Source organism: Actinospineispora eucalypti (genome assembly GCF_039543365.1).
Lineage (GTDB): Bacteria > Actinomycetota > Actinomycetes > Mycobacteriales > Pseudonocardiaceae > Pseudonocardia > Pseudonocardia eucalypti.
Map to the genome: position 1 here is coordinate 1 of NZ_BAABJP010000023.1, position 24777 is coordinate 24777.

General features: G+C 67.2%; 16 protein-coding genes. 8 read left to right on the forward strand and 8 right to left on the reverse strand.

The genetic code is table 11. The annotated features are described in order from the left end of the window. Positions 1-1118: 1118 nt before the first annotated feature. Both ABEB12_RS22290 and ABEB12_RS22295 read right to left on the reverse strand, forming a co-directional pair. Positions 1119-2108, reverse strand: coding sequence for an IS481 family transposase (locus tag ABEB12_RS22290; RefSeq protein ID WP_185066222.1), 990 nt, complete (start codon positions 2106-2108; stop codon positions 1119-1121). A gap of 483 nt (positions 2109-2591) precedes the next feature. Continuing rightward, positions 2592-3725, reverse strand: a complete 1134-nt coding sequence (locus tag ABEB12_RS22295) for a phosphate signaling complex PhoU family protein (protein WP_185065994.1) — start codon at positions 3723-3725, stop codon at positions 2592-2594. Positions 3726-3978: 253 nt separating this feature from the next. Between ABEB12_RS22295 and ABEB12_RS22300 the strand changes: the two genes are divergently transcribed. Further along, positions 3979-4599, forward strand: a complete 621-nt coding sequence (locus tag ABEB12_RS22300; protein WP_185065995.1) for a hypothetical protein — start codon at positions 3979-3981, stop codon at positions 4597-4599. Positions 4600-5099: 500 nt separating this feature from the next. Here ABEB12_RS22300 and ABEB12_RS22305 read toward each other — a convergent pair whose 3' ends face one another. Then, the gene (locus ABEB12_RS22305) at positions 5100-5585 is read right to left on the reverse strand and encodes a flavin reductase (RefSeq protein WP_185065996.1); all 486 of its coding nucleotides are present in this window, start codon (positions 5583-5585) and stop codon (positions 5100-5102) included. Positions 5586-5716: 131 nt separating this feature from the next. After that, on the reverse strand, positions 5717-7303 hold the full coding sequence (locus tag ABEB12_RS22310) for a tryptophan 7-halogenase (protein ID WP_185065997.1): 1587 nt from the start codon (positions 7301-7303) through the stop codon (positions 5717-5719). 310 nt (positions 7304-7613) lie between these two features. Here ABEB12_RS22310 and ABEB12_RS22315 point away from each other — a divergent pair, with 310 nt between their 5' ends. Both ABEB12_RS22315 and ABEB12_RS22320 read left to right on the forward strand, forming a co-directional pair. Next, complete coding sequence (locus ABEB12_RS22315) at positions 7614-9230, forward strand: FAD-dependent monooxygenase (protein WP_185065998.1); 1617 nt, start codon at positions 7614-7616, stop codon at positions 9228-9230. 2 nt (positions 9231-9232) lie between these two features. Next, positions 9233-10771 (forward strand): FAD-dependent oxidoreductase, encoded by a 1539-nt coding sequence (locus ABEB12_RS22320; RefSeq protein WP_185065999.1) that lies wholly within the window; start codon positions 9233-9235, stop codon positions 10769-10771. A gap of 170 nt (positions 10772-10941) precedes the next feature. Here ABEB12_RS22320 and ABEB12_RS22325 read toward each other — a convergent pair whose 3' ends face one another. From ABEB12_RS22325 to ABEB12_RS22335, 3 genes are all read right to left on the reverse strand, one after another. Further along, positions 10942-12039, reverse strand: a complete 1098-nt coding sequence (locus tag ABEB12_RS22325) for a cytochrome P450 (protein WP_185066000.1) — start codon at positions 12037-12039, stop codon at positions 10942-10944. A 183-nt stretch (positions 12040-12222) separates the two neighbouring features. After that, positions 12223-15498, reverse strand: a complete 3276-nt coding sequence (locus ABEB12_RS22330) for a ferritin-like domain-containing protein (protein WP_185066001.1) — start codon at positions 15496-15498, stop codon at positions 12223-12225. Next, positions 15495-16955 carry an FAD-dependent oxidoreductase gene (locus tag ABEB12_RS22335; RefSeq protein ID WP_221498814.1) on the reverse strand — a complete coding sequence of 487 codons (1461 nt, stop codon included), beginning with the start codon at positions 16953-16955 and terminating at the stop codon, positions 15495-15497. Before ABEB12_RS22335 ends, ABEB12_RS22330 begins: the two co-directional genes overlap by 4 nt. A gap of 283 nt (positions 16956-17238) precedes the next feature. Here ABEB12_RS22335 and ABEB12_RS22340 point away from each other — a divergent pair, with 283 nt between their 5' ends. Further along, positions 17239-17964, forward strand: a complete 726-nt coding sequence (locus ABEB12_RS22340; RefSeq protein ID WP_185066002.1) for a methyltransferase domain-containing protein — start codon at positions 17239-17241, stop codon at positions 17962-17964. Between the two features lie 28 nt (positions 17965-17992). Beyond that, positions 17993-19264 (forward strand): FAD-dependent oxidoreductase, encoded by a 1272-nt coding sequence (locus ABEB12_RS22345; protein ID WP_185066003.1) that lies wholly within the window; start codon positions 17993-17995, stop codon positions 19262-19264. Between the two features lie 2 nt (positions 19265-19266). Here the strand turns inward: ABEB12_RS22345 and ABEB12_RS22350 are convergent, their stop codons facing one another. Next, on the reverse strand, positions 19267-20910 hold the full coding sequence (locus ABEB12_RS22350; protein WP_185066004.1) for an FAD-dependent monooxygenase: 1644 nt from the start codon (positions 20908-20910) through the stop codon (positions 19267-19269). A gap of 234 nt (positions 20911-21144) precedes the next feature. Between ABEB12_RS22350 and ABEB12_RS22355 the strand changes: the two genes are divergently transcribed. Genes ABEB12_RS22355 through ABEB12_RS22365 form a run of 3 tightly spaced genes read left to right on the forward strand, consistent with a single transcriptional unit; the run spans position 21145 to position 24777 of the window. Beyond that, on the forward strand, positions 21145-21891 hold the full coding sequence (locus tag ABEB12_RS22355; protein WP_185066005.1) for a methyltransferase domain-containing protein: 747 nt from the start codon (positions 21145-21147) through the stop codon (positions 21889-21891). A 23-nt stretch (positions 21892-21914) separates the two neighbouring features. Further along, positions 21915-23186: a cation:proton antiporter gene (locus ABEB12_RS22360; RefSeq protein ID WP_345703046.1), complete on the forward strand. Its 1272-nt coding sequence runs from the start codon at positions 21915-21917 to the stop codon at positions 23184-23186. 34 nt (positions 23187-23220) lie between these two features. Beyond that, a complete protein-coding gene (locus ABEB12_RS22365; RefSeq protein WP_345703044.1) occupies positions 23221-24777 on the forward strand; it encodes an MDR family MFS transporter in 1557 nt (518 codons plus the stop codon).

Here is a 24777-nt window from a genome sequence, read left to right on the forward strand (position 1 = left end):
CCCGAACCAGCCACTACCAACGCCGATTACAACTCACATAACGAAGTGCGGCTGGAGTACTAGTTCTCCCCGGGCAGCAGCTGATCGGCAAACGTACCCACGCTCGAGAGGGCGTCATCGATAAGCTCCTCAACAATGTCGACCGTCGCCAGGTCGGAACCGCCTGAGCCGCCGCCCGGCCCTGCTGAGCTCGCGGTGTCGCTCTCGGACGCGGCCGGTCTGCGGATCAGCCCGGGAGGGCGCAGTCCGGCGGCCCGGCCTGATCGCGCGCCGGATCATCGGTGTCGTGGCCCGGAGCTCGGCGACGGGTGCGGGTGCGGGTGCGGCGAGCTCATGCTCTGGGGTCGGCGGGTTTCGGCGGGCGCCGGGTTGCCGATCGGCGGGGGCCACCAATCCTGAGGGCCGCCGTCGGACACGGATGCCGGGCCGGTCACCGCGTGCGCCGGTTCCGCCGTGGAGCTCACGGGCTGCGCCGCGTCGGCGGTCGGCGCCGGGGACAGCAGGCGAAATCAGCGTGACGGCCCAGAACGTGGAAACAGGCCGCTGACCTGCGACTCCCGCTGTTTCCGGCTTGCAGGCCGTGGTCGCACGCGTTGATGCTTCTGACCTGCCTTCGCGCCCAGTACGGTTGCAGCTGCTCCGACGAGGCAGAGACCGAAAAATCGACTGGCGCCACGGCCGCCGTGGCATGGGTGTTCGTCAGTGCGTGGCTACCCCAGGCAACGGCGACTGCGGCGGCGTGCAGCGTAGCGGCCCCGGTCTCGGTGACGAGCTCGCGGACAGACATCTGGACGGACTCAAATTGGTCTTCGAGAACGCTCGTGTCGCATCTCTGCGTTGATCGGGGTGCACGTGCGAGCCGTTGCGCGGCATGGTCCGGTGGGTGGTGGTGCGGACGGATGATCTTACGAGTGGCCCATTGGGTGTGATTGTGCGGTGAGGGCGGACAGTGCGGTGGCGACGGTTTGCAGGTCGGCTTTGATGTAGGTGGTGGTGGCCGCGCCGGTGTTGTCGGTGTGTCCGGCGTAGGCGCGGGCGGTGCCGTATCCGTAGTGGCGTTCGACGCAGGTGAGGGTGGTGTGACGCAGCCAGTGGGTGGAGATGCCTTGAGGGGCGACCTAGGTGTACTGACCGGACAGGTTGGTCAATCTGGTGATGGGTGGGTGGCGTCCTGTGGCGGTGTGGGGTCTGTGATGGTTGTACTCGTGGATCCAGCCGGGTAGGGCTTTGCGGCGTTGTGACTCGCTGGTGTAGAGGCGGCGGAAGGCCCATTCGTGGGCCAGTGTGCGGTGGAATCGTTCGATTTTGCCGTTGGTTTGTGGCCGGTAGGGCCGGGTCTTTTTCGGGGTGATCCCGAGCTCGGCGCAGGTGTCGCGCCAGAGGCGGGAGCGGTAGGCCGATCCGTTGTCGGAGAGCACTCGGTGGGTCGCGATGCCGCGGGTGGCGAACCAGGCGACCGCGCGGCGCAAGACCGCGGTGGCGGCGGCGGTTTCGTCGTCGTGGATCTCGGCGTAGGCGACCCGGGAATGGTCATCGAGCACGGTGTGTACGTAAGCGGTGCCCATCTGTGGGTTGCGCTGGCGGTTGCGAGGCTTGTCTGGTGTGGCGGCGCGGTTGCGTTTGCCCTGGGCGCGTCCTACGAAGCGCCATCCGCCGTGGTCGGGGATGTTGCCGAGTTTCTTCACATCCACATGCGGCAGGTCCCCGGGAGCGGGGTGCTCGTAGCGGCGCACCGGCTCGCCGGTGGCCCGGTCGAGGTGGGCGAGGCGGTTGATCCGACACCGACGCAGCACCTGATGCGCGGTCGAGGGCGCCACCGCGACCCGTGCGGCGATAGCGACCGGTCCCAGCCGCTGCTTCCAGCGCAGGTGCACGATCTTGCGCACCACCGGCGCCGGGGTCGCACGCGGGCAACGGCGGGGCCGGCTGGAGCGATCGAGCATGCCCTCGGGGCCGAGCTCACGGTAGCGCTGTGCCCAGCGGTTCGCGGTCGGCCAGGACACTTGGAACCGTTCGGCGGCGCGCGCAACGGGCCAGCCGTCCTCCACGATCAGACGCGCCAAGCGCAATCGGGCACGTGGGGTCAAAACAGCGTTAGCGTGGGCCACGAGGACCTCCTGGGGTCGGTGGTGGATGCCGTCAGACAGCTCCACAACCTCCCCGGGAGGCCCTCACCTATCAAGATCAATCAGGTCGTGTCGTCACACGACCTCGACCAACGTCTCCGGTCAGTACACCTAGGGCAGCTGGTCACCGATGCGCCGCCGCGTCGGCAGGCGGTTCGGCGTGCAGGCGTAGTGCGTCGAGGATGGGGTCGTTGCCGCTGGTGCGGGCCCCAGACTCGGTTCATGCGCGTCCAATAGGTGCTGTAGGTGCGTCTCGCGCCCGGCCCGGCGGCCGCGATCACCTTCGGCAGGTAGTCGGCCAGCGTCGGTGGGGAGCCGGCGCCGGTGGATGCTTACGGCACGCTGGCGCGCGAGCTGCGGTTCCCGAGCTGACACCGCGACGCGTGCGCGGATCGGCCGTCACGCCGGGAGCCTCTTGCGAGTCGGGGCAAGCACGACCGGTTCTGGTAGGTCGCCGCTCAGCGTCTACTCGCCGCGATTTCGCGGAGTCCCGGGTGCGCGACCGGGCGGCATTGCATCGTCCTCGACTCGGCGACCAATGCTCGAGGAATCGCCAAGGGGAAGGGGAGCTATCCGCAAGCGTCGACGCCGTGCCTGTGCGGCGGCGCCGTCGAAGGATGTCGCGACCGCGAAGTCCACCTGTGGTTGATCATGTCGGTCTGAGGGGGGCGGCTGTAACGCCAGGGCGGCGTGTACGTGCTGGGTGCAGGGGTACTCCACGTGTTGGGTTCCGCTGCATCCTAGGCACTCGCCGTGCTCGCCCCGCTGATGTCGTGCGAGGACCCACTCGGCGGAACCGTTTGCGCGAAGGAACCTGGTCAGTGGGTGTTCCGCCAAGAAGCTGGCGAGGTTCGACGCTTGCACGGGTGCGGCTCTCAGCGCAGGCTTCCGCACTGCTGTTGTGACTGGGACGCCGATCACCGCGATGTCCGCTCGCGGCGGGGACTCGCCAGCCTCTATGTCGCGGGTGGGGTTGTCGTCGGTGTTGTCGAGGTAGCGGCTGATGCAGACGGTGTGGTCGGCGAAGCGTTCGTAGCAGCGGGCGAGCACCGTGATCTGCGTTCCGGTTCGTGCGGGGTAGGGCGGGGTGGCGCGGTTGAGGGTGTCGAGCAGGTGTTGTTGGAGCCAGTCGAGTTCGTCGTTCACCCGTTGCAGTGCGGGGAGATAGGTTCCCACCGGGGCGGCGAGGGTTTGTTCGAGATGGCGCCCGGACCGCATCGCGAGTTGGCTCATTCGGGTGAGTGGTTCGCGCAGCGCGGCGGGTATAGCCAGCTGGGGGTGACGCTCGCGCGCGATGTCGGCGACCTGGCAGGCGAGCTCGCCCATCCGCACGATCTTGTGCGCGGCGGTGACGGCGGCGGCCATGATTCGGCGCTCGACGATCGCTGGGGGGTATGCCTGTGGGGTGCAGGTGCGGCGCGCGCACTGGGTGCCTTGTTGCGCGATCTGTGCGTGTGCGGTGATGACCTGCTCGGCGAGCATCGGGTCTGTGCGTAGGACCGCGTGGCTGGCGTCTTGCATCGATCGGCACACCAGCCCACACAGGGTGGCCAGCTCGTCGCCCACATCGGCGGTGATGTCGTGACGTGGCTCACGCACCCACATACTGTAGAGGCATGCCTACCGTGTCCGACACCGACCCGAGCAGCGGTGACGGCGATGATGATCCAGCGCCCCGCGCTACAGCAGCCCACTCGCGGGGCGCGGGGTCCGCGAACAGCGGAGTCGGGGCCGCGCCACCGCAGGTCTGGATGGGCGACGAGGACCGGTCGATCTAGCGTCCCCCACCGGTAGTACGTTTCGATCAAAGATTGCTCAGCGTGAGCATTCAGCCACCCAGCGGGAGATCTCGATGGCAGCCCAGGCGCTGGCGCGTGCCGTCACGCGGCTGCTCGAGGGTGTGTGCACCCTGCTGTGGGGATTTCCGCCGCGTCTGATCGCGCCCACCGTCATCCAACTCGGTACCTGGAGCGCGCTGAGCTGGTTCCTGGGCAACATGCCGCGCTACGAGCGCACGCTGGCCAGGTTCGGGCCGGTCCGCACGCATCTGCTGTGCGTGGCCATCTCCCTGGTCAACGGCTGCCAGTACTGCACCCACGGCCACGCCCGCGCACTGGAGCTCGCCTACCTGCGCGAACATGAGCGACTGTTCCCGCTGGACGAGCTGGACTTCGCCCGGCTGTGCGGGCTGGGGTCGGCCGCCATCCGTCACGACCTGGTCCACGCCACCCAGCGGGCGGGGCTGCCCGGCGAAGTCCGCTACCTGGACCGCACCTTGACCCTGGTCGGCGCCGTGCGGCCCGGCGCCACCGACGAGGACGACCTGCGCATCATCCACCTGGTCCGCATGTTGGGGGTGCTCAACTCGGTCGGCATCCGTCACAGGCCCGCCCCCGACGAGGCGCACTCCCCGCTGAACCGGGACCACCTGCTCAAACGGCGCTATAGCGCCCTACGGGCGGGGTATGGATGATGGAGGAGTCTGGGGTTAGGTAGCGGACCCGGTTCAGCGCGCGAAGGATGCCCGACCGACTGTGCGGTTCACCGGCGCCCGTCGGGTCCGTTCTCGTCGGTGCCAACCCAAACGCGGACCCGGCTTCCAGCAGGCAGATAGCAACCCGCTCCCGGCGCCTACGCCACCGCCACATCCCGCGATCGCGGGTCGATCAGTGGAGTGGCCGGCCTCGACGGCCGGCAGCTGGGCGTCCAACCCCCCATCCTGCGCGGCACGCACGGCCAGCCCCACCAGGGCCGGCACGACGGTGAGCACTTCGCGGCATGTGGAGACCAGTGGCGCGCCGGGCATGACTCCGCGGGGGTGGCTCACCGCCTGGGCAAGGTCCGATCTGCCCTGGGCGGTGGCTTTCACGCCAGACCCGCCGCCGGTGCGAGGCATTGCCCAGGGCGGCCGCGGGAAGCTGGCGGGCGAAGGGCGGGTTCACACTGCTCGCCTTCTGTGATTGCCGCGTGCCGTTATCTCTTCGCCAGCCTGGCGCCCGCTGCGGGTACCGCAAGCGGCCACGGCAGAAAGTGCCTCAGCCCGTAGGTGAGCGGGACACCGGGTGATACCCGGATGTCGAGCACCCGACCGATCACGATCCGGTGGTCGCCGATATGGACGTCCTCGGCCACCTCGCAGGCGGCGACCGCGAACGCGTCGTGGTGCAGGAACGGCAGGCCGAAGCACGCCCACGGCTCCGACGCCACGTCGGCGAACTTGTCCACGCACCGGGAGGAGAACACCGTGGCCGCGCGGCGGCCGCCGGCGTGCAGAAGGTTCACCGCGAACCGCCGGGATGCCAGGACGGCGCGGAGGGTTCCGCCACGCTCGTTGAGGCAGACAAGCAGCGTGGGCGGCGAGAGGGTGACGCTGGTCAGCGACGTGCAGGTCGCACCCCGGGGCCGCCCATCACCGTCGATCGTGGTCACGACCGACACCCCGGTGGGAAACGAGCTCATCAGGTCACGGTAGAGACCCACATCAGCCTCTGCTGGTTCCCGGACAGCGAGATGAGAGGACTCGGTGTAGTCGTGCGGTTCCAACTCTTCCACGCTCCTTAGCTGCTTGCCCTAGCCTCGGCTTATTGCTTCTACTTTTTGTGTAGGGCGCGGAGATATTCGACCGTTGTCGGCAACTCGCTCAACATTTTGTCCTCTTTCCTCCTGATGTTCTCGAACAGGCGCGTGGCGCCGTGTTGGGCGCTGGGCCGGTTGGCCAACGAAGGCACTGGTGTGTCCGGCAGCAGCCCGAGCCCGGCGAAGACACAGTAGTAGCTGCCGTTGGTCCAAAAGTTTCGGAACTCGGCGTCGAAGTTGGTGTAGTAGGTAGACTCGTCCACGACGGGTGCGTTGATGGGTAGCCCCGCCTTGTACATCGCAATCTTCTCCTGGATCTCCGGCGTCAGATCCAGCTCTTTGGTTGCCTGCCAAAACGGGGTGTCCACGCGCGGCGAAAGATAGTAATGTGCCTGGAGGAAGTCCCTGCAGTCGTCGAACATGAACTTGATCTCGGCATTGCATCGATCGATCAGCAGCGGGTTGAAAGACTTGTCAGGGAAATGCTTGGCCAGCTGGTAGATAGCGCCCGTGATGAAATAGATACCCACCGACTCCAGCGGTTCGAGAAAGCATGACGCGAGCCCGATGCCGATACAGTTCTTGACCCACGCCCTACGGTTGCGCCCCGTGCGGAAGCGGATGTGGCTGAGTGGAAGTTCCTCGGGATCGATGTCCCACAGTCGGCAGAACTCACTCGTTGCCTCGTCTTGGTCGATGAACGCACTCGAGTAGACGTATCCGGTGCCGAACCGGCCCAGCATCGGGATCTTCCAGGTCCAGCCGGAGTTCATGGCGATCGCCGAGGTGTACGGTTCTATCCCGTCGTCGTCATTGTGTGGGACCGCCGTAGCGACCGCGCTGTCACACAGTAGTTGGCCACTCATGTCGATGAACGGTTCGCCCATCGCCTTGTTGATGAGGAGGCCACGGAATCCGGAGCAGTCGACGAACAGGTCGCCGGCGAGCTCCTGGCCGCTCTTGGTGATCAGCGCCTGGATGAAGCCTTGGCTGTCCTGGCGCACCTCCCACAGCTCGTCCTGCACGTGCCGCACCCCGAGTGTGTCGGTGGAGAACCGGCGCAGGAAGTCGGCGACGAGGTGGGCGTCGAAGTGCCACGCGTAGTAGGTCGCCGGCTGGCCGTCCGGCCAGCACGGCGCCTTCTTGGCGTCCATCGCGGCCGGTTCCCAGAAGCAGTACTGGTCGAACCGTTCCTTGGTCTCGCCCAGCAGCCGGCGGTAAGCCCAATAATGCGAGAGGGGCAGCCCGTCGTGCTCGGGAAGCAGACCGAAGGTGTGGTAGAAATGATCGAAACCTCCGTTCATTGTTCTCGAGTCGGGCCGGCTATCGCCACCGGTGCACCAATTGATGTACTTGATGGCCATCTTGAAGCTGGCGTTGCACTCGGGCATCCAGTCCTTCTCTTCGAGCCCGAGAAAGTCGAAGAACACCCTCTGCAGGTTCGGCACAGTCGCCTCACCGACACCGATCTTGGGTATTCCGGGAGATTCGAGCACGGTGACGGATGTGGTTTCACCGAGCATCTTCGCAAGGTACGATGCGGTCATCCAGCCGGCCGTGCCACCGCCGAGAATGATGACCTTCTCAACTCGGTTGCCCATCTAGATACTCCTCATGGTCGCGTTCTTTGGGCGTCAAGGAATCGTCGGTAAGCCAAGCTTAGGATTCGCCATTCGCCGAACGGTATGCCGGAGCGGGAGGGTCGCACGAATCCAACTTGCTCGCGCGGGCTGCCGGCCCCCGAACGGATTATCCGGTGCGGTCGGCCCTCGCCGAAGCGTCTGCACCGCTGTCAACGCGGGGGATGTGCCGGGTCGAGGCCGGCGTCAATCTAGACGTGGCGGCCGCGGGCAGATCCGTGGGGACGAACTCGGTCGCACCGTACCGAAGCAGTGTCGGGGCGAATCAGCCATGGCGGAAGGGCCAGTGCCGGTGGGCGGAAAAAGCTGCCAAACCGACGTATTGATCGTCGGCGGAGGCCCTGTCGGAATGTCGTTGGCTCTCGACCTCAAGAGCCGTGATGTCGATTTCTTGCTGCTCGAGGCGGGCGACGGTCACATCGACCACCCGAAAGTGGGTACGGTCGGGCCGCGGTCGATGGAGTTCTTCCGCGGTTGGGGACTCGCCAACCGGATTCGCAAGGCCGGATGGCCCGACGACCATCCCCTCGACATCGCGTGGGTGACGGCGGTCGGTGGCCACGAGATCTACCGGATCGAGTTCGGCACGACCGGTATGCGGCTGCCACCGGACCACACCCCCGAACCCGAACAGGTGTGCCCACAGCACTGGCTGATGCCTTTGTTGACCGAATCGCTCGGGACGCATCCGGATGGTCCGGTGCGCCTGCGCTGGCGGGTGGACGAGATCGATCAGCACGACGACGGCGTCACAGTGACGGCAACGGTAGGGGACACCGGCGAGGTCGCCACGGTGACCGCGGCCTATGTCGTGGCGTGTGACGGCGCGAACTCTCCGATTCGCAAAAGGTGCGGGGTGCCCGTTCGGTCCCACCACCGGACGCAGGTATTCCGCAACATCCTCTTCCGAGCTCCGCGGCTGCGCGCACAGCTCGGCGAGTCCGCCGCGTTGGTGTACTTCCTGACCTCCCCGACGATGTTGCGGTACCCGCTGAGATCAATGGACGGCGAGGCGCTCTACCGGCTCACCGCATCGGGTCAGGACGCCTCGGCAATGCGGGATGCCGAGGAACTGGTGCGGGCCGCGATCGCGCTGGACACGCCCGTGCGGGTGCTGTCCGATGCCACCTGGCACCTGACCCACCGCGTGGCGGAGCGCTACCGGACCGGTCGCGTCCTGTTCGCCGGAGATGCGGCACACACGCTCTCCCCGTCCGGCGGGTTCGGGATGAACACCGGCATCGCCGATGCCGCCAACCTCGGCTGGAAGCTCGCCGCGGTGCTCGCCGGGTGGGCGGGCCCGGGCCTGCTGGACAGCTACGAGGCCGAACGGATGCCGGTCGCGGTGGCCAGCCTCGAACAGTCGAACCACAACCTGCGCAGGACGCTGCGCCGGGAGCTCTCCCCGAGCATCATGCTCGACAACGCCGACGGTGCCGCGGCCAGAAGCAGCCTGGCCGCCCAACTGGAATCCGGTGGAGTACGGCGCGAGTTCGATGCACCGGACATCCATTTCGGCTATCGCTACCGGTCGACGCTCATTGTGGATGATCCAACGGAAAAAGACACCGAGACCTGGTCGACGAGCGCGCTACCCGGCGGCCGGGCCCCGCACGTATGGATACATCCGGGGATGTCGACGCTGGATCTGTTCGGCCGAGGATTCGTACTGCTTTCGTTCCAGTCGTCCCCGAACACCGAGCGGTTGCAACAGGCTTTTGCGGAATACCAGATTCCGCTGGCGATATGTGAGATCGACCAGGCCGATGTCGCCCAAAACTATGGACGTCCCCACGTTGTGGTCCGCCCGGACGGTCATGTCGCCTGGCGCGGCACAGACCTGCCGGTCAATCCTGAAACTCTGGCAAACCGGGTTCGAGGTGGTTGATGATGATTAGATCCGTTGTTGTTGTCGGCGGTGGAACGGCGGGCTGGATGACGGCGGCCTACCTGCGCGCGGCTTTCGGCGATCGGCTCGATGTGACTTTGGTGGAGTCCACCACGGTGGGCAGTATCGGAGTGGGCGAGGCCACTTTCAGCACGATCCGCCATTATTTCGACTACCTGGGCCTGGACGAGGCTGAATGGTTGCCGAACTGCGACGGCAGCTACAAGCTGGGAATCCGTTTCGAGAACTGGAGCACGCCGGGAGAATACTTCTACCATCCATTTGAACGGCTGCGTGATGCCGACGGCTTTTCCCTGGCGGAGTGGTGGCTCAAGCTCGGTGACCATCGGCGGCCGTTCGATCGCGAATGCTTCATCACGTCGGCGCTGTGCGAGGCCCGGCGGTCGCCGCGCTTTCTCGACGGGAGCCTCTTCGCCGGCGACCTGGACGGTTCCAGCGGCCGCTCGACGCTCGCCGAACAGCGTGCGCAGTTTCCCTATGCGTACCACTTCGATGCCGACAAGGTCGCTCGTTTCCTCGCTGGCTACAGCGTGGATCGCGGCGTGCGCCACGTGGTGGACGACGTGGTGCACACGGCTCAGGACCAACGCGGCTGGATCACCCACGTCGTCACCCGCGACCACGGGGACTTGGCCGCGGATCTGTTTGTGGACTGCACCGGTTCGAGGGCCGAGCTGATCGGCAAAGTTCTCGGCGAGCCGTTCATTTCCTTTCAGGATGTGCTGCCGAACAACCGCGCCGTCGCTATTCGAGTGCCACACGAGTGCCCGGGGCGGATGAACCCCTACACGACCGCGACCGCGATGGAGGCCGGCTGGCTGTGGACCATCCCGTTGTTGCACCGGGACGGCAACGGTTACGTCTACTCCGACGAGTTCTGCACGCCGGAACAGGCGGAACGGACCCTTCGCCGGTATGTGGCCCCTCGGGGTGACGACCTCGAGGTCAACCACATTGCCATGCGGGTGGGGCGAAGCCGGGAATCCTGGGTGAAGAACTGTGTGGCCATCGGGCTCTCCAGCGCGTTCGTGGAACCGCTGGAGTCCACCGGAATATTCTTCATCCAGCATGGAATCGAGCAGCTGGTCAAACACTTCCCGGACCGGCAATGGGACCGCGCCCTGGCGCAAAGTTACAACACCCGGATTGCCCGCGCCGTCGACGGCGTGAAGGATTTCCTCATCCTGCACTACCGCGCCGCGGGACGAGACGACAACCAGTACTGGAAGGCCGCGAAGACGAGAAAGGCCACCGATACGGCTGAGGAGTGCATGGAGGGTGCGAGGGTTCACCTGTGGGACCAGGAGACAATCTATCCCCATTACCACGGGTTCGAGTCCTATTCTTGGAACACGATCTGGTTGGGCATGGGAAACCGTCCCGAGCGGTTCCGGCCGGCACTGGCGCACATGGACCCCGCCCCCGCCAGTGCGGAGTTCGCCAAACTGCGGGCGCAGGCCCGCCGTATGGTCAAGGAGCTGCCCAGCTGCCATGAGTACTTGTCACAACCGGGGTCGTAGGCCGTGTTTCGACATTGCGCGCCCGCTCGGTGAGGGCTCGGTGCTGGTTTAAAGATCGGCTTGGACGGCCGCGGGTTTGCCGGGCTTTCGGCCTGGCGTCGGGGTGGCTGGCGCGCGACGTCCCATCCGTCACGGCCGCATCGCGACCGGCCGCGGCCGAGTCGCGGGTGTCACACCCGGCGGAGCCATAGTTCTAGCGGGCCGTGGAAAATGAGGTCCTCGCCGTAGACCAACTGTTCGCCGTCGATGCGCAGCCTCGGCAGCAGCTTCACAATGGCACCGACACCGATCTCGGTCTCCATCCGGCCGAGCGCGGAGCCGAGGCAGTAGTGGATGCCCATGCCGAAGCCGCAGTGCCGGCGGTTGCGTCGGTCGAGCCGAATGACGTCGGGGTCGGGGAACGATGCCGGGTCGCGGTTGGCCGAGCCGAGGACCACCGTGACCTTGTCCCCCCGGTGGATGTCACGGCCGCCGACGCACGCGTCGCGGTAAGCCCATCTGGTCACCATCTGGGCGGGTGAGTCGAACCGGATCAACTCGTCGACCGCGGCCGGCACCAGTCGAGGCTGGTCGAGGAGCCGGTCCAGCAGGTTCGCGTGTCGCAGGAGGAGCAAGACGATCTTGGACAGGGCGGTGCGCATCGTCTCGTTTCCCGAGGCGAGTAGATGCACGCAGGTAGCGACCAGGAGATCGTCGGCGCCCTCGCCGTCGCTCCACGATGCCGCGACGAGGGCGGAGATCAGGTCGTTCCCCGGCGCGCGGCGGCGGCTGGAGAGGATCCGGCGGAAGTACTCGTCGAAGTCGTGCGCCGCGTCTTCGGCGGCGGCGAGCCGCTGGGCTCGGTTGCCGGGCCGGAAGGTGCTGGCCTGTTGCAACGCGGCCGTCCGGCCGCACATCCACGTCCAGTCCGTCCGCGGCACCCCGAGCGCCTCGAGGATCACCAGCATCGGGACCACGGTGGCGTAGTCGCCGACCAGCTCTATCCGAGAATTGTCCGCGAGGTCGGCTACCAGCTCCCCAACGATGTCGCGGGCGCGCTCGGCCAGCCCCTCCTGTATCCGTTGTGCCAGGCAGTCCGCGACGACCGCGCGAACGGCGGTGTGCCGAGGTGGGTCCATGAAGACCAGCCAGTTGTCGACGAAGGCGCCGAGGGTCGGGCAACCGCCCGCGAGCGAGGCCGACAGCGGCGCGGAGCTGCCAGCGGCCGCCGCGGCACCGCGCCCGAAACCCCGGCCGGTGAGCACCGTCGACGCGTCCCCGTACCGCATGACCAGCCATTCGGGTTCTCGCCCGCTTCCGGGGCGCAAAACCCGATGCAGACCGGCTGACTCGCGGAATCGCTGGTAGACGGGGTACGGATTCTCGATGTTCGCCAATACCAGTGAATGGAATCGCTCGGCGTCCAGAGCTGACATGTCGGCCCTCTCCCCGTATTTCACAGCGGTCAGGAGTCAGTCCATGCTCCGCAGCTCTGCGGCTAGGGAGCGCAGCAGTTGCGGTACCGTCTCGGTCAGTCCGGCCACCTTGGTGGCATCCGCGGAAACCTCCATCAGCCGTGCGCCGATCCAGGTGGCCGCGACGTCGGGGCGAGCGATGAACTGCACTTCTCGGTCTAGCTCGAATGACGGACCGGCGGTCCGACCGGGGCGGCCGGACGGCAGCGTGACAATGTGTTCGGCGAGCGGGCGCAAGACGCCGATCATCACATCGATGGCGGCGTTCATCAGGCGGGATCTGCGCAGGCTCTGGTCGGGCAGATATCCGAAGTGCTGGGCCATCAGCTGCAGCATGAGCGAATAGGCCCGGTTGAACAGTTCCATCGCCGCCCTGGCCTCTTGGTTGGTGACCAGGTCCGCGGCCAAGTTGTCGGGGCGCAGCGTCGGGTTCCGCATCACGGGATAGGCCGGCGCCCACGGCGTCCGGCGCCCGGCCGGATCGGTGGTGTACTCCGAACTGAGCTGCTCGCAGATCTTCAGAAAGGTGTCGAAGTGCGACTCCTCCGACGGCACGACAGATTCGATCACCTGGCCCTCGCCGTGTTCGGTGACGAAGTCGATCGCGAACACAGCGCTGCTGACGTCGTCAACCTCCAGCTGGTAGTCGGGATGTGTCGCGTTGACCGACGCACGCATGAACAGGTGGTGCTCGCCGCCGCCGCGACCGGCCGGGACGACGATGGCATCGGGGATCCGCTGGATGGCCTCGCGAATGGCCGCGTAGAACTCGCTCAGCGACCCGTACGGACACGGCGCCGAGTCTCCCGCGAGCATGCCGGACTGGCCGGGCGAGAAGTCGCGAGCGAGATGGTAGGGCTGTTCCAGCGCGATGAACCGTTGCAAGCTGCCCCGTCCGAACGCCTCCAGACAGAAGTCCAGTGGCACCGGTAGCCGGCTGTTGACGGTGCGGAAGTCGATGTCCGGAAGGTAGAACGACTGGCCGGTGGCCATGATGATGTTGTTGATGACCAGAAAATGGATCATCTCTTCGCGGGTGATGTTCAGCAGCGCACCACGAATTCCGCCGTCGAGTGTGTGCGGACCGTCCCCGCACACCAACCGCAGCTGTTCAGGGGTCCACTCGCCGCGGTCGACGTGGGCCACACCCGCCGCGTACGTGGGAAGGGACCACAGCGCGAAGAGGTACTGCAGCATCGCCGCCAGCTCTATGGTGGCCGCCTGGCGCAGCGCACGGCTCAGCTCACCGAGCGTCTTGATGGGGGTGATCGCGGGTCTGCCGGCGGCCAGCAAGGGCGGCTTCGGCCGAGTCCGCTCGGTAGCGTGCATGAACCGCAACAGCAGATTTTGCTGCGCCCGGGTCATATCCCGGGTGGGCGGCATGTAGGAGGTGTTGTCCCGGTTTCGCGGGTCGCACACCAGCCAGATCAATCGGGCGTTCGTGGCAACCCTGGCCGGGTCCGCGAGACTGAAGATCTCGTTACCCATGAACGAGTACATCAGCTCGTAGTAAGCGAAGACCTCTCGATACAACAGGTCGACGGTGATTTCGTGGGACGGAATGTCATCCAGGTACCAGGTGTCGGGCAGGACCCGCACCGACAGGAACCCGGCGGAAGACCAGTAGGCGAGCCGGTCCTCGTTGTCGTACGCGAGCGCGGCGGAGCCCTCGGACTCCGGGTCGCGGGGGAGCGGGGAGCCCGGCGGCAGCAGCAGGACCTGGGTAGCCCCGGCTCGCGCACCGCGGATGGCCAGCCAGCCGGACCCGGAGTCGTCGGTGCACAGAGCACAGCCGGACGCGTACCGCGGCTGTTCACCGGGCCGCGGGGCGGCGAGCTCGACGACGGTCACCTCGGTGGACCGGGCGCCCGGCGCGCTCGTCCGGCGGTCCAGCGGTAGGCCGCGCGGGTTGAAGAACTGGTGGACCGCGATGCCCTCGACCGGCGCGGGACGCCCCCGGACGAACGAGCGCACCATGATCTCGGCGGCGAAGTCCTGCTCGCTCGCCGCGTTCGGGTGCTCGAGGAAGAGGCTGGCCTGGTCAGACTGGACGGTGACCTCCTCCTCGGTGAGCAGCACCGTCCCGTCGGAAGCGCAGAGCCGCAGCGGTTCGTCCGGGTCGTCGTGGCGCCCATCGGCTCGCGCCACCGAGAGCACGCCGCTACTGAGCCGGAACAGCGCATCCCGGTACGCCGCCCGAGGGAAGATGCCCAGCAGCCGGCCGGCGCCGGTGCGCAGTTGCAGGTCGCCCACATCCAGGCTCGGGCCGAGCGGATGGGTCGGCCGGCCATCGCCGGCGGGAGCCCGGCTCTCGACCGGGACAGCGGTGATCATGTTGGCCGTCACGTGCTCGGCGCCGACCTCGACGGTCATGGTGTGCAGGGGCGTGTCCAGGCCCCGGCGACGCGGTTCCCGCGCCGTCAACAGGCGGCCCGCCGGATATGTGCGCAGCTCCCCCGGGCGCCACGGCGCGAGGGTGCCGCGCATGTCCCACCGGTCCGGCGCGTCGTTGCTCACCGGAGTCGCCATGTTGAACAGGGCCAACTGCACCACCAGCCCACCCACGTCCCCGGTGTCCACCAGCTCGCGCAACGCCGACACCGAGGTCGACCGGTCGGCCTCGACCAGCCAGTGCAACCCGTCGGCCTTGTCCACCACGAACTGGTACACAACCGAACGAGTGAACTCCCGGCTCAGCGGATGCTCGTCCCTCTTCCGCACATGGCGCGGGTTCTGCCAGCGCGGCGGCGATATGCCGCGAACGTCACCGGTCACCATGTAGCCGACGTCGTGCGAGCGACCGGAGCGGCCGAGGCCGAGCTGGCCCACCATAACCGCGGTGGTCCAGTTGGAGGCCGGATCCACGTCGAAGACCCTGGCCCGGTTCGCGGTGGCGGCCAGGTAGTCGTTGTAGTGGCCCCACAGGTCCAGGTTCCGGCCCACAACCGCGTCGGCCGTATCCATCTCACCGGAATGCGGCTCGGTGCTGACCACCGTGGCGTCGATCCAGAAGTGCCCGTTTCCGCCGAAGTTGCACCCCTTGACCGAGCCGAACCGCCCGTCCGGCGTGAGCGTGCCGTCCGGCTCGAACCGGACGCCCTGACGGTCGAGGTAATCGTGGTACTCCCCGGCGGAGCGGGTGGGCGGGTAAGGGGCGGAGCCGGCGATCGGGGTATTCCGAGCGAGATCGAGCAGTCCGGAACGGGGGCCCGTGGGCAGCCGGGTGTAACCGACGCCGGCGAAGTGCAGTCGGGGGAGATCGAAGACGCTCACCCCGGCACCTCCGCACCGATCCGGGCGGTGGCCGGCCGGCGGGCGAAGGCATCGATCCGCGTCACGGCACGCAGCGCCGACTCCATTGCGGCGTTGATCCACGCCGGGCTGGTAGCGCAGTGCTCGCCGGCGAAGAACAGCCCGCCTTGCGGTCTCGTCGCCCGTTCGACCTCCCGGGCGCGCTGCGCGTTGGTGACGCCCCAGCGCCGCGCCACACCGCCCCTGCTCCACCGCCGCTCACCCCAGACGACGCCGATCGCGTCGCGCACCATGCCCGGGCGGCGGAGCCCGGGGTGTGCGGCCGCCACCTCGTCGACCACCGCGGTGAGCCGGTCCGACTCGCTCAGCTGTCCCAACCTGTCGGCGTCCTCGGCGATCGCGTAGCCGGCGAGCAACGCGGAGCCGCCGTCGACGACGGCGTCCGGGTAGTAGGTCTGCCGGCTCAGTCCCTCCAGCGCCGACCCGCCCCCGGTGATTCCGTCGGCGATCCAGAACGCCTCGCGGCAGTGCAACGCCACTTTCGTTGCCGAGCCGTAGTCGAGCGCACCGATGACGTCGAGTTTGTCGGCGTCGACACCGGTCAGGCGCAGTCCCCGCAGGACCGAGAACGGGATCGTGCACAGCACGGCCGGCCAGGTCACGGTGGACCGGCTGCCCGCGTGGACCAGGTGGCAGGTCACGGCGTCGGGCCGCACGTCGAGACCGACCACCTCGTGGCGAGTGTGGATCGGCCCGCGCAGCCGGGCGGCGAGCGCCACCACCAGCTGGTCCATGCCCCCCTCGAGGGTCAGCATGTGGGCACCGGACTCACGGAGGAGGTCGCCGAGAAAGCCCTCCAGCCGGCCGCCGCACGCGTCCCGCAGCTCCGGATAGGTATCGAACGCGCCGGCGAGATCAGCCCGGTCGCCCCGGAGGAACGGGGCCAGGTCCAGCCGGCCGGCCGGCCCGAAGATCCCGTTGACGTCGTCCCGGAACGAGTCCCGCAGCTCCTGAGGGGCGATGGCGTGCACCATCGCACGCAGCCAGCCGACGAACAGCAATGTTTCCCGCCGGTGGGACCCGCCGCCGGCGAACCGCTCGACTTCTCGGATCAGCGGGGCCGCCGCATCGCGCACCCGAACCAACCGAGAACCGGTCCGCAGGTAGTTGTGCGGCTCGCTCAGCACGCCGCGGAAGGGACGTAGCCTGTCGCGCAGCCCCAACTCGTTGACGTACCGAACCGTCAAGTGGTGATCGGCCGGAATCCGCATGGCGCCGAGTTCCGCGAGCGGACCGCCCGGCCCGCCGAAATGGTGCGTGAACACCCGGCCGCCGAGCCTCGAGTCGGCCTCGAGGATGACGACGTCATAGCCGAGCCGCTCGAGTTCGTACCCGGCGACCAGGCCGGCGATGCCCGCACCGAGAACCGCAATCGTGATCCTGCCGTCACGCGGTCGCGTGCCGGTGCGGGAGATCATGCCCGAACCGACGACACCCAATGTGAGACCCCTTCCCGGAATGGTTCCGCCAGGTTCCGAGTCTGGTGATCGCGCGGTCGCTCTCACATCCCGCGACCGCGGCTGCGCTGTGGCGGGTTCCGGCGGCGCGACGGCGGTTCGGGCATGTCATGGCCGCGGCCATCCACTGCACCTGAGTAGATGTCGGTATCCGGGGTGGTGGACGCCCGCCACGTCAACTTCGTTGGAGCTAGCTTCACGTCTCGTGCGTACGGCGGACCCGAATCGAGTCGGAGGATCTCAGATGTCTGTTTCACAATCGTCATTGCCGACAAAGACCATTCCGGAGCTGTTCGACGGCATGGCCGACCTGTTCGACAGTTACAGCGGCACGATGGACTCCGTGGAACGCCCGTTCAGCAAGTGGCTGCACGAGAATCTTCCGGGCGGACGGCGCGCGCTCGACATCGGCTGCGGCGCCGGCCGGTACACGACCATGTTGGCCGATCTGTACGAGGAAGTGTCGGGGGTCGATCCCGCGCCGAACATGATTGAGATAGCGAAGCGGGACCGTTCCCGGTCCAATGTGACCTACCAGGTGAACGATGCACTGAGCATGACACCGGCAAAGGACGGTGTGTTCGACCTCGTCTTCGCGTTCAGCTGCGTACTGCACATGGCCAAGCCACCGGTAATACTCCCGCATCTGGCAAACCTCGTCGCGCCTGGCGGGGCGCTGGTCATCTTCGACCCGGAGCGCCCGGCGGACCACGGTGAGCCGAACTGGCAGGTCAACTACGCTTTCAGGCTGGCCCGCATGGCCTACGAGATCACCGGGCAGGTCGAGGTGTCCGTCAACGTTCTACGCGGGTTCACGCACAGGTGCTGGCTGGAGATCAGCGAGCGCACCGTGCCGTTCAACGGTGAGGAGTTCCGGCGAGAGTACTCCGCCGTGCTGCCGGGTGTCACATTCGAGGAGAACATATTCCCGGGATTTCTCACGGCCTACTGGATGAAGCCTCTGAACTGATTCGCGCACGGAGACTGGAGTATTCCTCATGGAATCGGAAGAAATCGAGACAACCGTGTGCGTCGTGGGCGCGGGTCCGGCCGGCGCGATGCTTGCGTTACTTCTGGCTCGCGCGGGAATCGAGGTCGTCCTGCTCGAAAAGCACGCCGACTTCCTTCGGGACTTCCGAGGCGACACGGTTCACCCGTCCACCCTGGAGGTGCTCGACGAGCTCGGACTTTATGAACGCTTCCGTGCGCTGCCCCAGCGCAAGGTGGAGAAGTTCGAGTTCGTTCAGGACGGAGTCAGCTTTCATCCCATTGACTTCCACACGCTCGAGCTCCGCTTTCCCTATGTCGTGTTCGTACCGCAGTGGGACTTCCTCAACCTGATCACGGCCGACGCGGTTCGCTATCCCGGCTTCCGTCTCATGATGCGAGCGGGAGCTTCCGGCGTCGTGTGGAGAGACGACCGGGTCGTCGGGGTGCGGTGCGACACTCCGGACGGCCCGCGAACGGTACGGGCCGCGCTCGTCGTCGCCGCCGACGGCCGGAACTCTGCGGTGCGCCGCTCGGCGGGCCTGGTGCCGCGCGACCTAGGCATCCCGATGGACGTCATGGCTTTTCGGATCTCCCGGCGCGACACCGATCCGGATGAAGGACTGAGCACCAGGATCGGTAACGGGCGGTTCTTCTGTGTCATCAATCGGAACACCTACTGGCAGATCTCGTACGAAGCCGGCAAGGGTGCTTTCGACAGGTTGCGGCGGGAAGGGATCGACCGCTTTCGGCGTGACCTGGGTGAGATGGTGCCGTTTCTGGGTGACCGCACGGGCGAGGTCGGTGGCCTCGACGACCTTCACCTGCTGGAGGTCCGGGTCAACCGGCTCCGAAAGTGGCACGCGCCCGGCCTGCTCTGCATCGGCGATGCCGCTCACGAGATGTCCCCGGCGGGCGGCTTCGGAGTCAACCTGGCCGTGCAGGACGCGGTCGCCTCGGCGAACTGCTTGGTGGGTGCGCTCCTGGAGAACCAGCGTTCGGGCCGCCCGTTGGACACCCGCGCCCTGGCGGCCGTGCGGCGCGGGCGATGGTTGCCCACCGTGCTGACCCAGGAGTTCCAACGCCTGTTGCAGCGGCTCAACGTGGAGCGCGTGGGCCGAGGTGACGGCACGCTGCTCGGGCCGCACCCGTCGACCCTGTTCGAGCGGCTTCCGTTCTTGCGGAAGGTGCTGACCAGGGTGGTCGGCGTCGGATTCCGGCCCGAACACGTCCGGATTCCGCTCACCGCCAGTCCCCGTGATGTCGTCAACCGGGCGGACTGAGCTCAGGTGAGCACCCGCGGTCGGGTGAGGAGGATGCCGTCCAGGTGGGTGATCAGCGGTTCGATGTCCCTTGGTCCGCGCGGCTCCCCGATCAGGGCGATGTGCCCGTCGGGCCGGACCAGCACCACGCGGGTGTGGTGTGCCCCGTACGTCTCGTGGGCGGCCGTCTCGGCGCGCGGGATGACGTGGACGCGCACCGGCGACAGGTAGCGTTCGGGCAGTTCCGCGCCGATCCGGCCGAGCTCGCCCAGCGACGCGGTGGGGGAGATGCCTTCGAACATCAGTAGCTGGTAGCCGCTCTGGCGCAGGACGTCGAGGATGCTTCCGGAGGTGGTGGCCAGCGCCGTATGTGGCGCCCGATCACCGGCGCGCAGGCTCCCGGTGGCCGGTCCTGCGGCTACCGCGGGACTGCCGCGGTAGCTGATCCAGGTCTGCGACAGTATCCGAAAGACGATCTTGCGTACCAGAGGCAGGCGGGTCAGCGGCCGGACCAGCCTCCTGAGCAGGCGCATCCGGATCCACATCACCGCCGCGTTACCGCCGAGCTCCAGCTTGAATCCCCGGTCGGTGTTGTGCATGATCGTCCGTGCGACCCGGCGCCGCTCCGTTTCGTAGCTGCGCAGGATGCTCACCTTGGCCTCGCCGGAGGAGACGAGCGCCAGTTTCCAGGCGAGGTTCGTGGCGTCTCCGACGCCCAGGTTCAGTCCTTGGCCGCCCGCCGGGTTGTGAATGTGTGCGGCGTCCCCGACAAGGAACACGTTCCCAGTGCTGAACCGATCCGCGATGCAGCTGTGAAACCGGAACAGCGACGCCCAGACGACGTCACGCAGTTCCCCGTCGGCCTGGAAGTACTCCCGCCACCACTTCCGCAGCCGATCCCTGGCGAGTTGGGCGTAGGGATCGTGTGTGGTTTCCGACCACGACGGTGTCGGGCCGAAGCCGGGCGGAACCGCGCCGAACAGCCGATAGGTGCCGTCTCCGATGGGCACAACTCCGACGAAGCCGCCGCGGGTGAGGGTCAGACGCAGCCGGTTCGGCGGTAGTCGCGCGTCGAGCGCCACATCGGCCAGCAGGCCGATCTGCGGGTATGTGCTGCCGTTGAACGCGATGCCGAGGCAGCGGCGCACCGTGCTGCGAGCGCCGTCGGCACCGACCAGCCGGCGAGCCACGACCTGTTCCCGCTGAGCGCCGCGCCGAACCGTGGCGCCGACGTTGTGGCCGTGGTCGGTGACGTCCTCGAGGCGGGTGTTCCAATCGACGCTCACCCCGTACTCGGCCAGTGCCGTGACGAGGGTCGCTTCGAACTTCGACTGCGGCAGCGACAGCGCGCACGGGAAGCGTGTGCGTCCCTCGATGCCGCGTCCGGCAAGTGGCAGCTCCGCCGAGCCGCGGTTCTGGTCGTACACCTGCACGTGGGTAATGGGCGTGCCCTGCGCCATCGCATGGTCGGCCAGGCCGAAGTGGTCGAGGTACTCCAGGGTGCGCGCGTGCACCATGGTCGCCCTCGCCTGCTCGACCGGTCCGTCCTTGTGGTCCACGACCCGCACCCGAAGTCCGTATCGGGCCACCGCGAGCGCGGTTGCCAGGCCACTGGGTCCCGCGCCGACGACGAGCACGTCGACCTCAGCGTTCGATGATGTAGTCACGGCGATCCTCGCCAGAGGGTCGGGGGCGTCTGGTCACACCGACTCTCACGGATCCCCACGATCCCGCACATCCTCCGATTCCAGCGGAATCGAGGAGACTCGTCGCGCTCCCACGACAGCGGCACAGAAATTCTGCGCGGCAACCCGCACGCGTTGGTAGTTTCTGCCGGCCGGGCAGCCGCGCATTGCCTCTGAGACATCGTGCTCCGGGCAATTGTCGGTAGGTTCCGATGAATGAGCCAGATGAGCGAACTGGATTCACAAAATGTATTCAGTGCCCTGTACCAGGGCGATCTCGACGCGCTGAACCACAGCGAATGGGCGCGCGAGGCGGGCATCACGTTTGATTTCCTGCCGTGGGACATCGGTGGACCCCAACCGGCACTGACCGAGCTCGAGCAGTCGGGCCAGATCCGTAGCGAGATCCTCGACATCGGATGCGGCGGTGGCGACAACGCCCTGTTCCTCGCCGCGAGCGGTTACCAGGTCGTCGGCGTCGACATCGCGTCGCCGGCCGTCGACCGCGCCCGTGCGCAGGCACGGCAGCGACGGCTGGACGCCGAGTTCGTCGCCGCGGACGCCACCGCGCTCACCGGGTACGAGGGCCGGTTCGCCACCGTTGTCGACTGCACGTTTTCCCATGGACTTACCGAGCAGCAGCGAGCGGCGTACCTCGTTGCGGTCCACAAAGCCTGCCAACCGTCCGCCTTGCTGCACATGATCTGCCTCTCCGATTCGACGCCCCTGAAATACCCTTACGGGATCAGCAAGGACTACATTCACGAGCTTTTCGCCGAAACCCCCGGCTGGGTGATTCGCAATCTCGAACTCGTTCCTTTCACCACGGCGTTCACCCGCCGCTACATCGAGGAGCAGGCGGCATCAGCGGTCGGAGACGCATCGGACCGGGCCGAACTTCGATACGACGAGCGGGACAGGCTCCTTGCGCCGGCATGGATGGCTTCCGTCGAACGGCTATGACGGAAGCCGGGTGGTCCCCGTTGGTGGTCACCGCCCACGTGCTGGCGGTAACGGTTGTGGTGTTGGCACTGGCTCGGCTCGGCGGCGCGGCGGCCAAGCTGGTGGCGTCTGACAAAGTGATCGGCGAGATCGCGGTAGGCCTGGCGGCCATCCCGACGCTCTCGTTCATCGCCGGGCCGGACCTGCCCCGACTGCTGGCGCCGTCACAGGTGATGGCCGGGGTGGGGGCGCTCGCCGAAGCCGGGCTGGTGTTGTTCCTGGTCGGCCTGGCGCACGGACTCCGGTCCGGGCTCCGGGGGCGGGAGCGGCTGGCGGTTCGTCGGGTGGCCTTCGTGGGGTATGTCGTTCCGCTGTGTCTCGGCGGGTTGCTCGGGGCCTGGCTGCTGGCCCACGGGGGCGCGGAACAGCGGGGCACCGCATCGAAGACGGCGTTCGTGTTGTTCGTCGCGGTGGCGATGGCCATCACCGCGGTACCCGTGCTGAGCAGGATCCTTGCCGACCGAGAGCTCGACGACACCAGCGTGGGAAAGGTGTCGCTGGGTGCGGCAATCGTGATGGACGTGGCCGGTTGGTTGATGTTGTCCGTGGCGGTGAGCCTGACGGTAGGCAGTCCGGCGGCATCCGTTCGCTCGATGTCGATGCTGGTGGGCGGCGCCTTGCTGGCGCTGCTGCTGCGTCGGGTGTTACAGGCCGACGCGGTGGATCAGATGGCGGGAAGGTACCGGTCGCCGGCGATGGCGGTTGTCGCGATCATTGCGCTCGTCGTTGCCCACTTCACCCATCAGGCAGGACTTACCGCGATTCTCGGCGCGGTGCTGGTCGTGGTGGCGATCCCGATGAGCGGGGTGTGGCCGTCCATCGTGTCCGGTATCTCCCGCCGCGCGCGGCCGCTGGTTCCGCTCTACTTCGCCACGGCCGGTTTCTCGGTGCTGAGCGCGGCGCCGACCGTGCCGCCGTGGTCGCTGGTGACGCTGGTGCTGGTCGTGGCTGTGGTCGGCAAGGTCGGGGGCGGTTACCTCGGAGCACGGCTGGGCGGGCAGAACACCTGGGACGCGGCTCGGACCGGTGCGTTGATGAACACCCGAGGGCTGACCGAACTGTTGGTGCTACAGGTCGGATACTCGACGAACATCATCTCGGCGACGCTGTACCTGGCGATTCTCCCGATGACGTTGGTGACAACCGCATCGACCGGCCCGGCGCTGGCAATGATCGGCCGACTGGAACGGAGGAGACGAGAGAAAGACCTGGCTGCCAGGTCCACGCCGGTTGACACGCCTGCGCCCGAGCTCTAGTTCGTCGAGGGTCTCGAAGAAGGGAGCTGAAGGGGTGATCGATCGATCCCACGAGGCCTCCCAGAGCTGGGTGGTCCCGCTCGCGGTGCTGATCACCGGCATGTTCATGTCGCTGCTGGACATGAGCATCATCAATGTTGCCCTGCCCACCATGGCGCGCGACTTCGCGGTCACCAACGAGGACATCGAGTGGGTGGCCACGGCGTACACGCTGGCGCTGGGCGTGGTGGTGCCGCTGTCCGGTTGGCTGGGCGACCGGTTCGGGCTGGCCAGGGTCTACGCCGCGTCCATGATGTTGTTCGCGTTCGGGTCCGCCCTGTGTGGCCTGGCATGGGATTTGGGCAGCGAGATCGTGTTCCGGATTCTGCAGGCGGTGCCGGGCGGGGTGCTCCCGGTGGCAGCGCTGTCCATGGTGTACAAGATCGTGCCGCGCGAGCGGATCGGCACGGCGATGGGCATGTACGGGATCGGGGTGGCGTTCGCCCCGGCCGTGGGCCCGACCCTGGGCGGCTACCTGGTGGAGTACGTGGACTGGCGGCTGATCTTCTTCATCAACGTGCCGCTGGGCGTGGTCGGCGCGGTGGCCGCCCACTTCCTGCTGCCCCGGGTCGACGTCGCACAGCGGTTGGCGTTCGACTGGTGGGGGTTCCTCACCGGCGGATACGGCCTGTTCGCGCTGCTGCTGGCCACCTCGGAGGGCGAGTCCTGGGGTTGGGACTCGTACCCGATCCTACTGCTGGTGGTGTCCGCGCTGTTCAGCCTCGCGCTGTTCGTGGTGATCGAGCTGGAGGTCGAGCACCCGCTGATCGAGTTGCGAGTGTTCGCGCACTGGACGTTCGTGAACTCGCTGCTGCTGATTGGTGTGCTGTCGGTCGGCATGTTCGCGCTGCTGTTCTACGTGCCGCTGTTCCTGCAGGAGGTGCAGGGCATCCAACCGCTGCGCGCGGGGCTCATCTTGCTGCCAGAGGCGGTCGTGCTGGCCACGCTGATGCCGGTAGCGGGCAAGCTCTACGACCTGGTCGGCCCGCGCTGGCCGGCGATGGTCGGGCTGGCCATCGCCGCCTACGGCACCTACCTGCTGTGTGGCATCACCCCGGATACCCCGTCGAGCGACATCGTCCTGTGGACCTGCGTTCGCGCCATCGGGAACAGCCTCGCGCTGATTCCGATCATGACCGCCGGCCTGGCCGCGATCCCCGTCGCCTACGCCGGCTCCGGCAGCGCCGTGAACAACATCGCGCAACGGGTGTCCTCCGCGCTCGGCCTGGCCGGGCTCACCGTGATCGTCAGCAACAACAGCGACCAGCTGCTCGCCGACCGATCCGCCCTGCTCCCGGCCACCTCGGACCTTCCCGAACTGCAGGCCTTGCGCGAGCTGGGTCCCGCCGGGCTGTACGCGCTGTACCGGGAGCTACAGGGTGCCGTGATCACCTCCGCCTACGCCGACGCCTTCCTGGTCTGCACCTTCATCTCCATCGGCGGGGTGCTGCTGGCCGCGTTCATGCGCAAACCCCAAGCGCCCGCGTTGCCCGTCGAGCCATCGGCCGAGGCCGAACCGACCCCACCGCGTGAGCGGCTGGCGGTCCAGTGA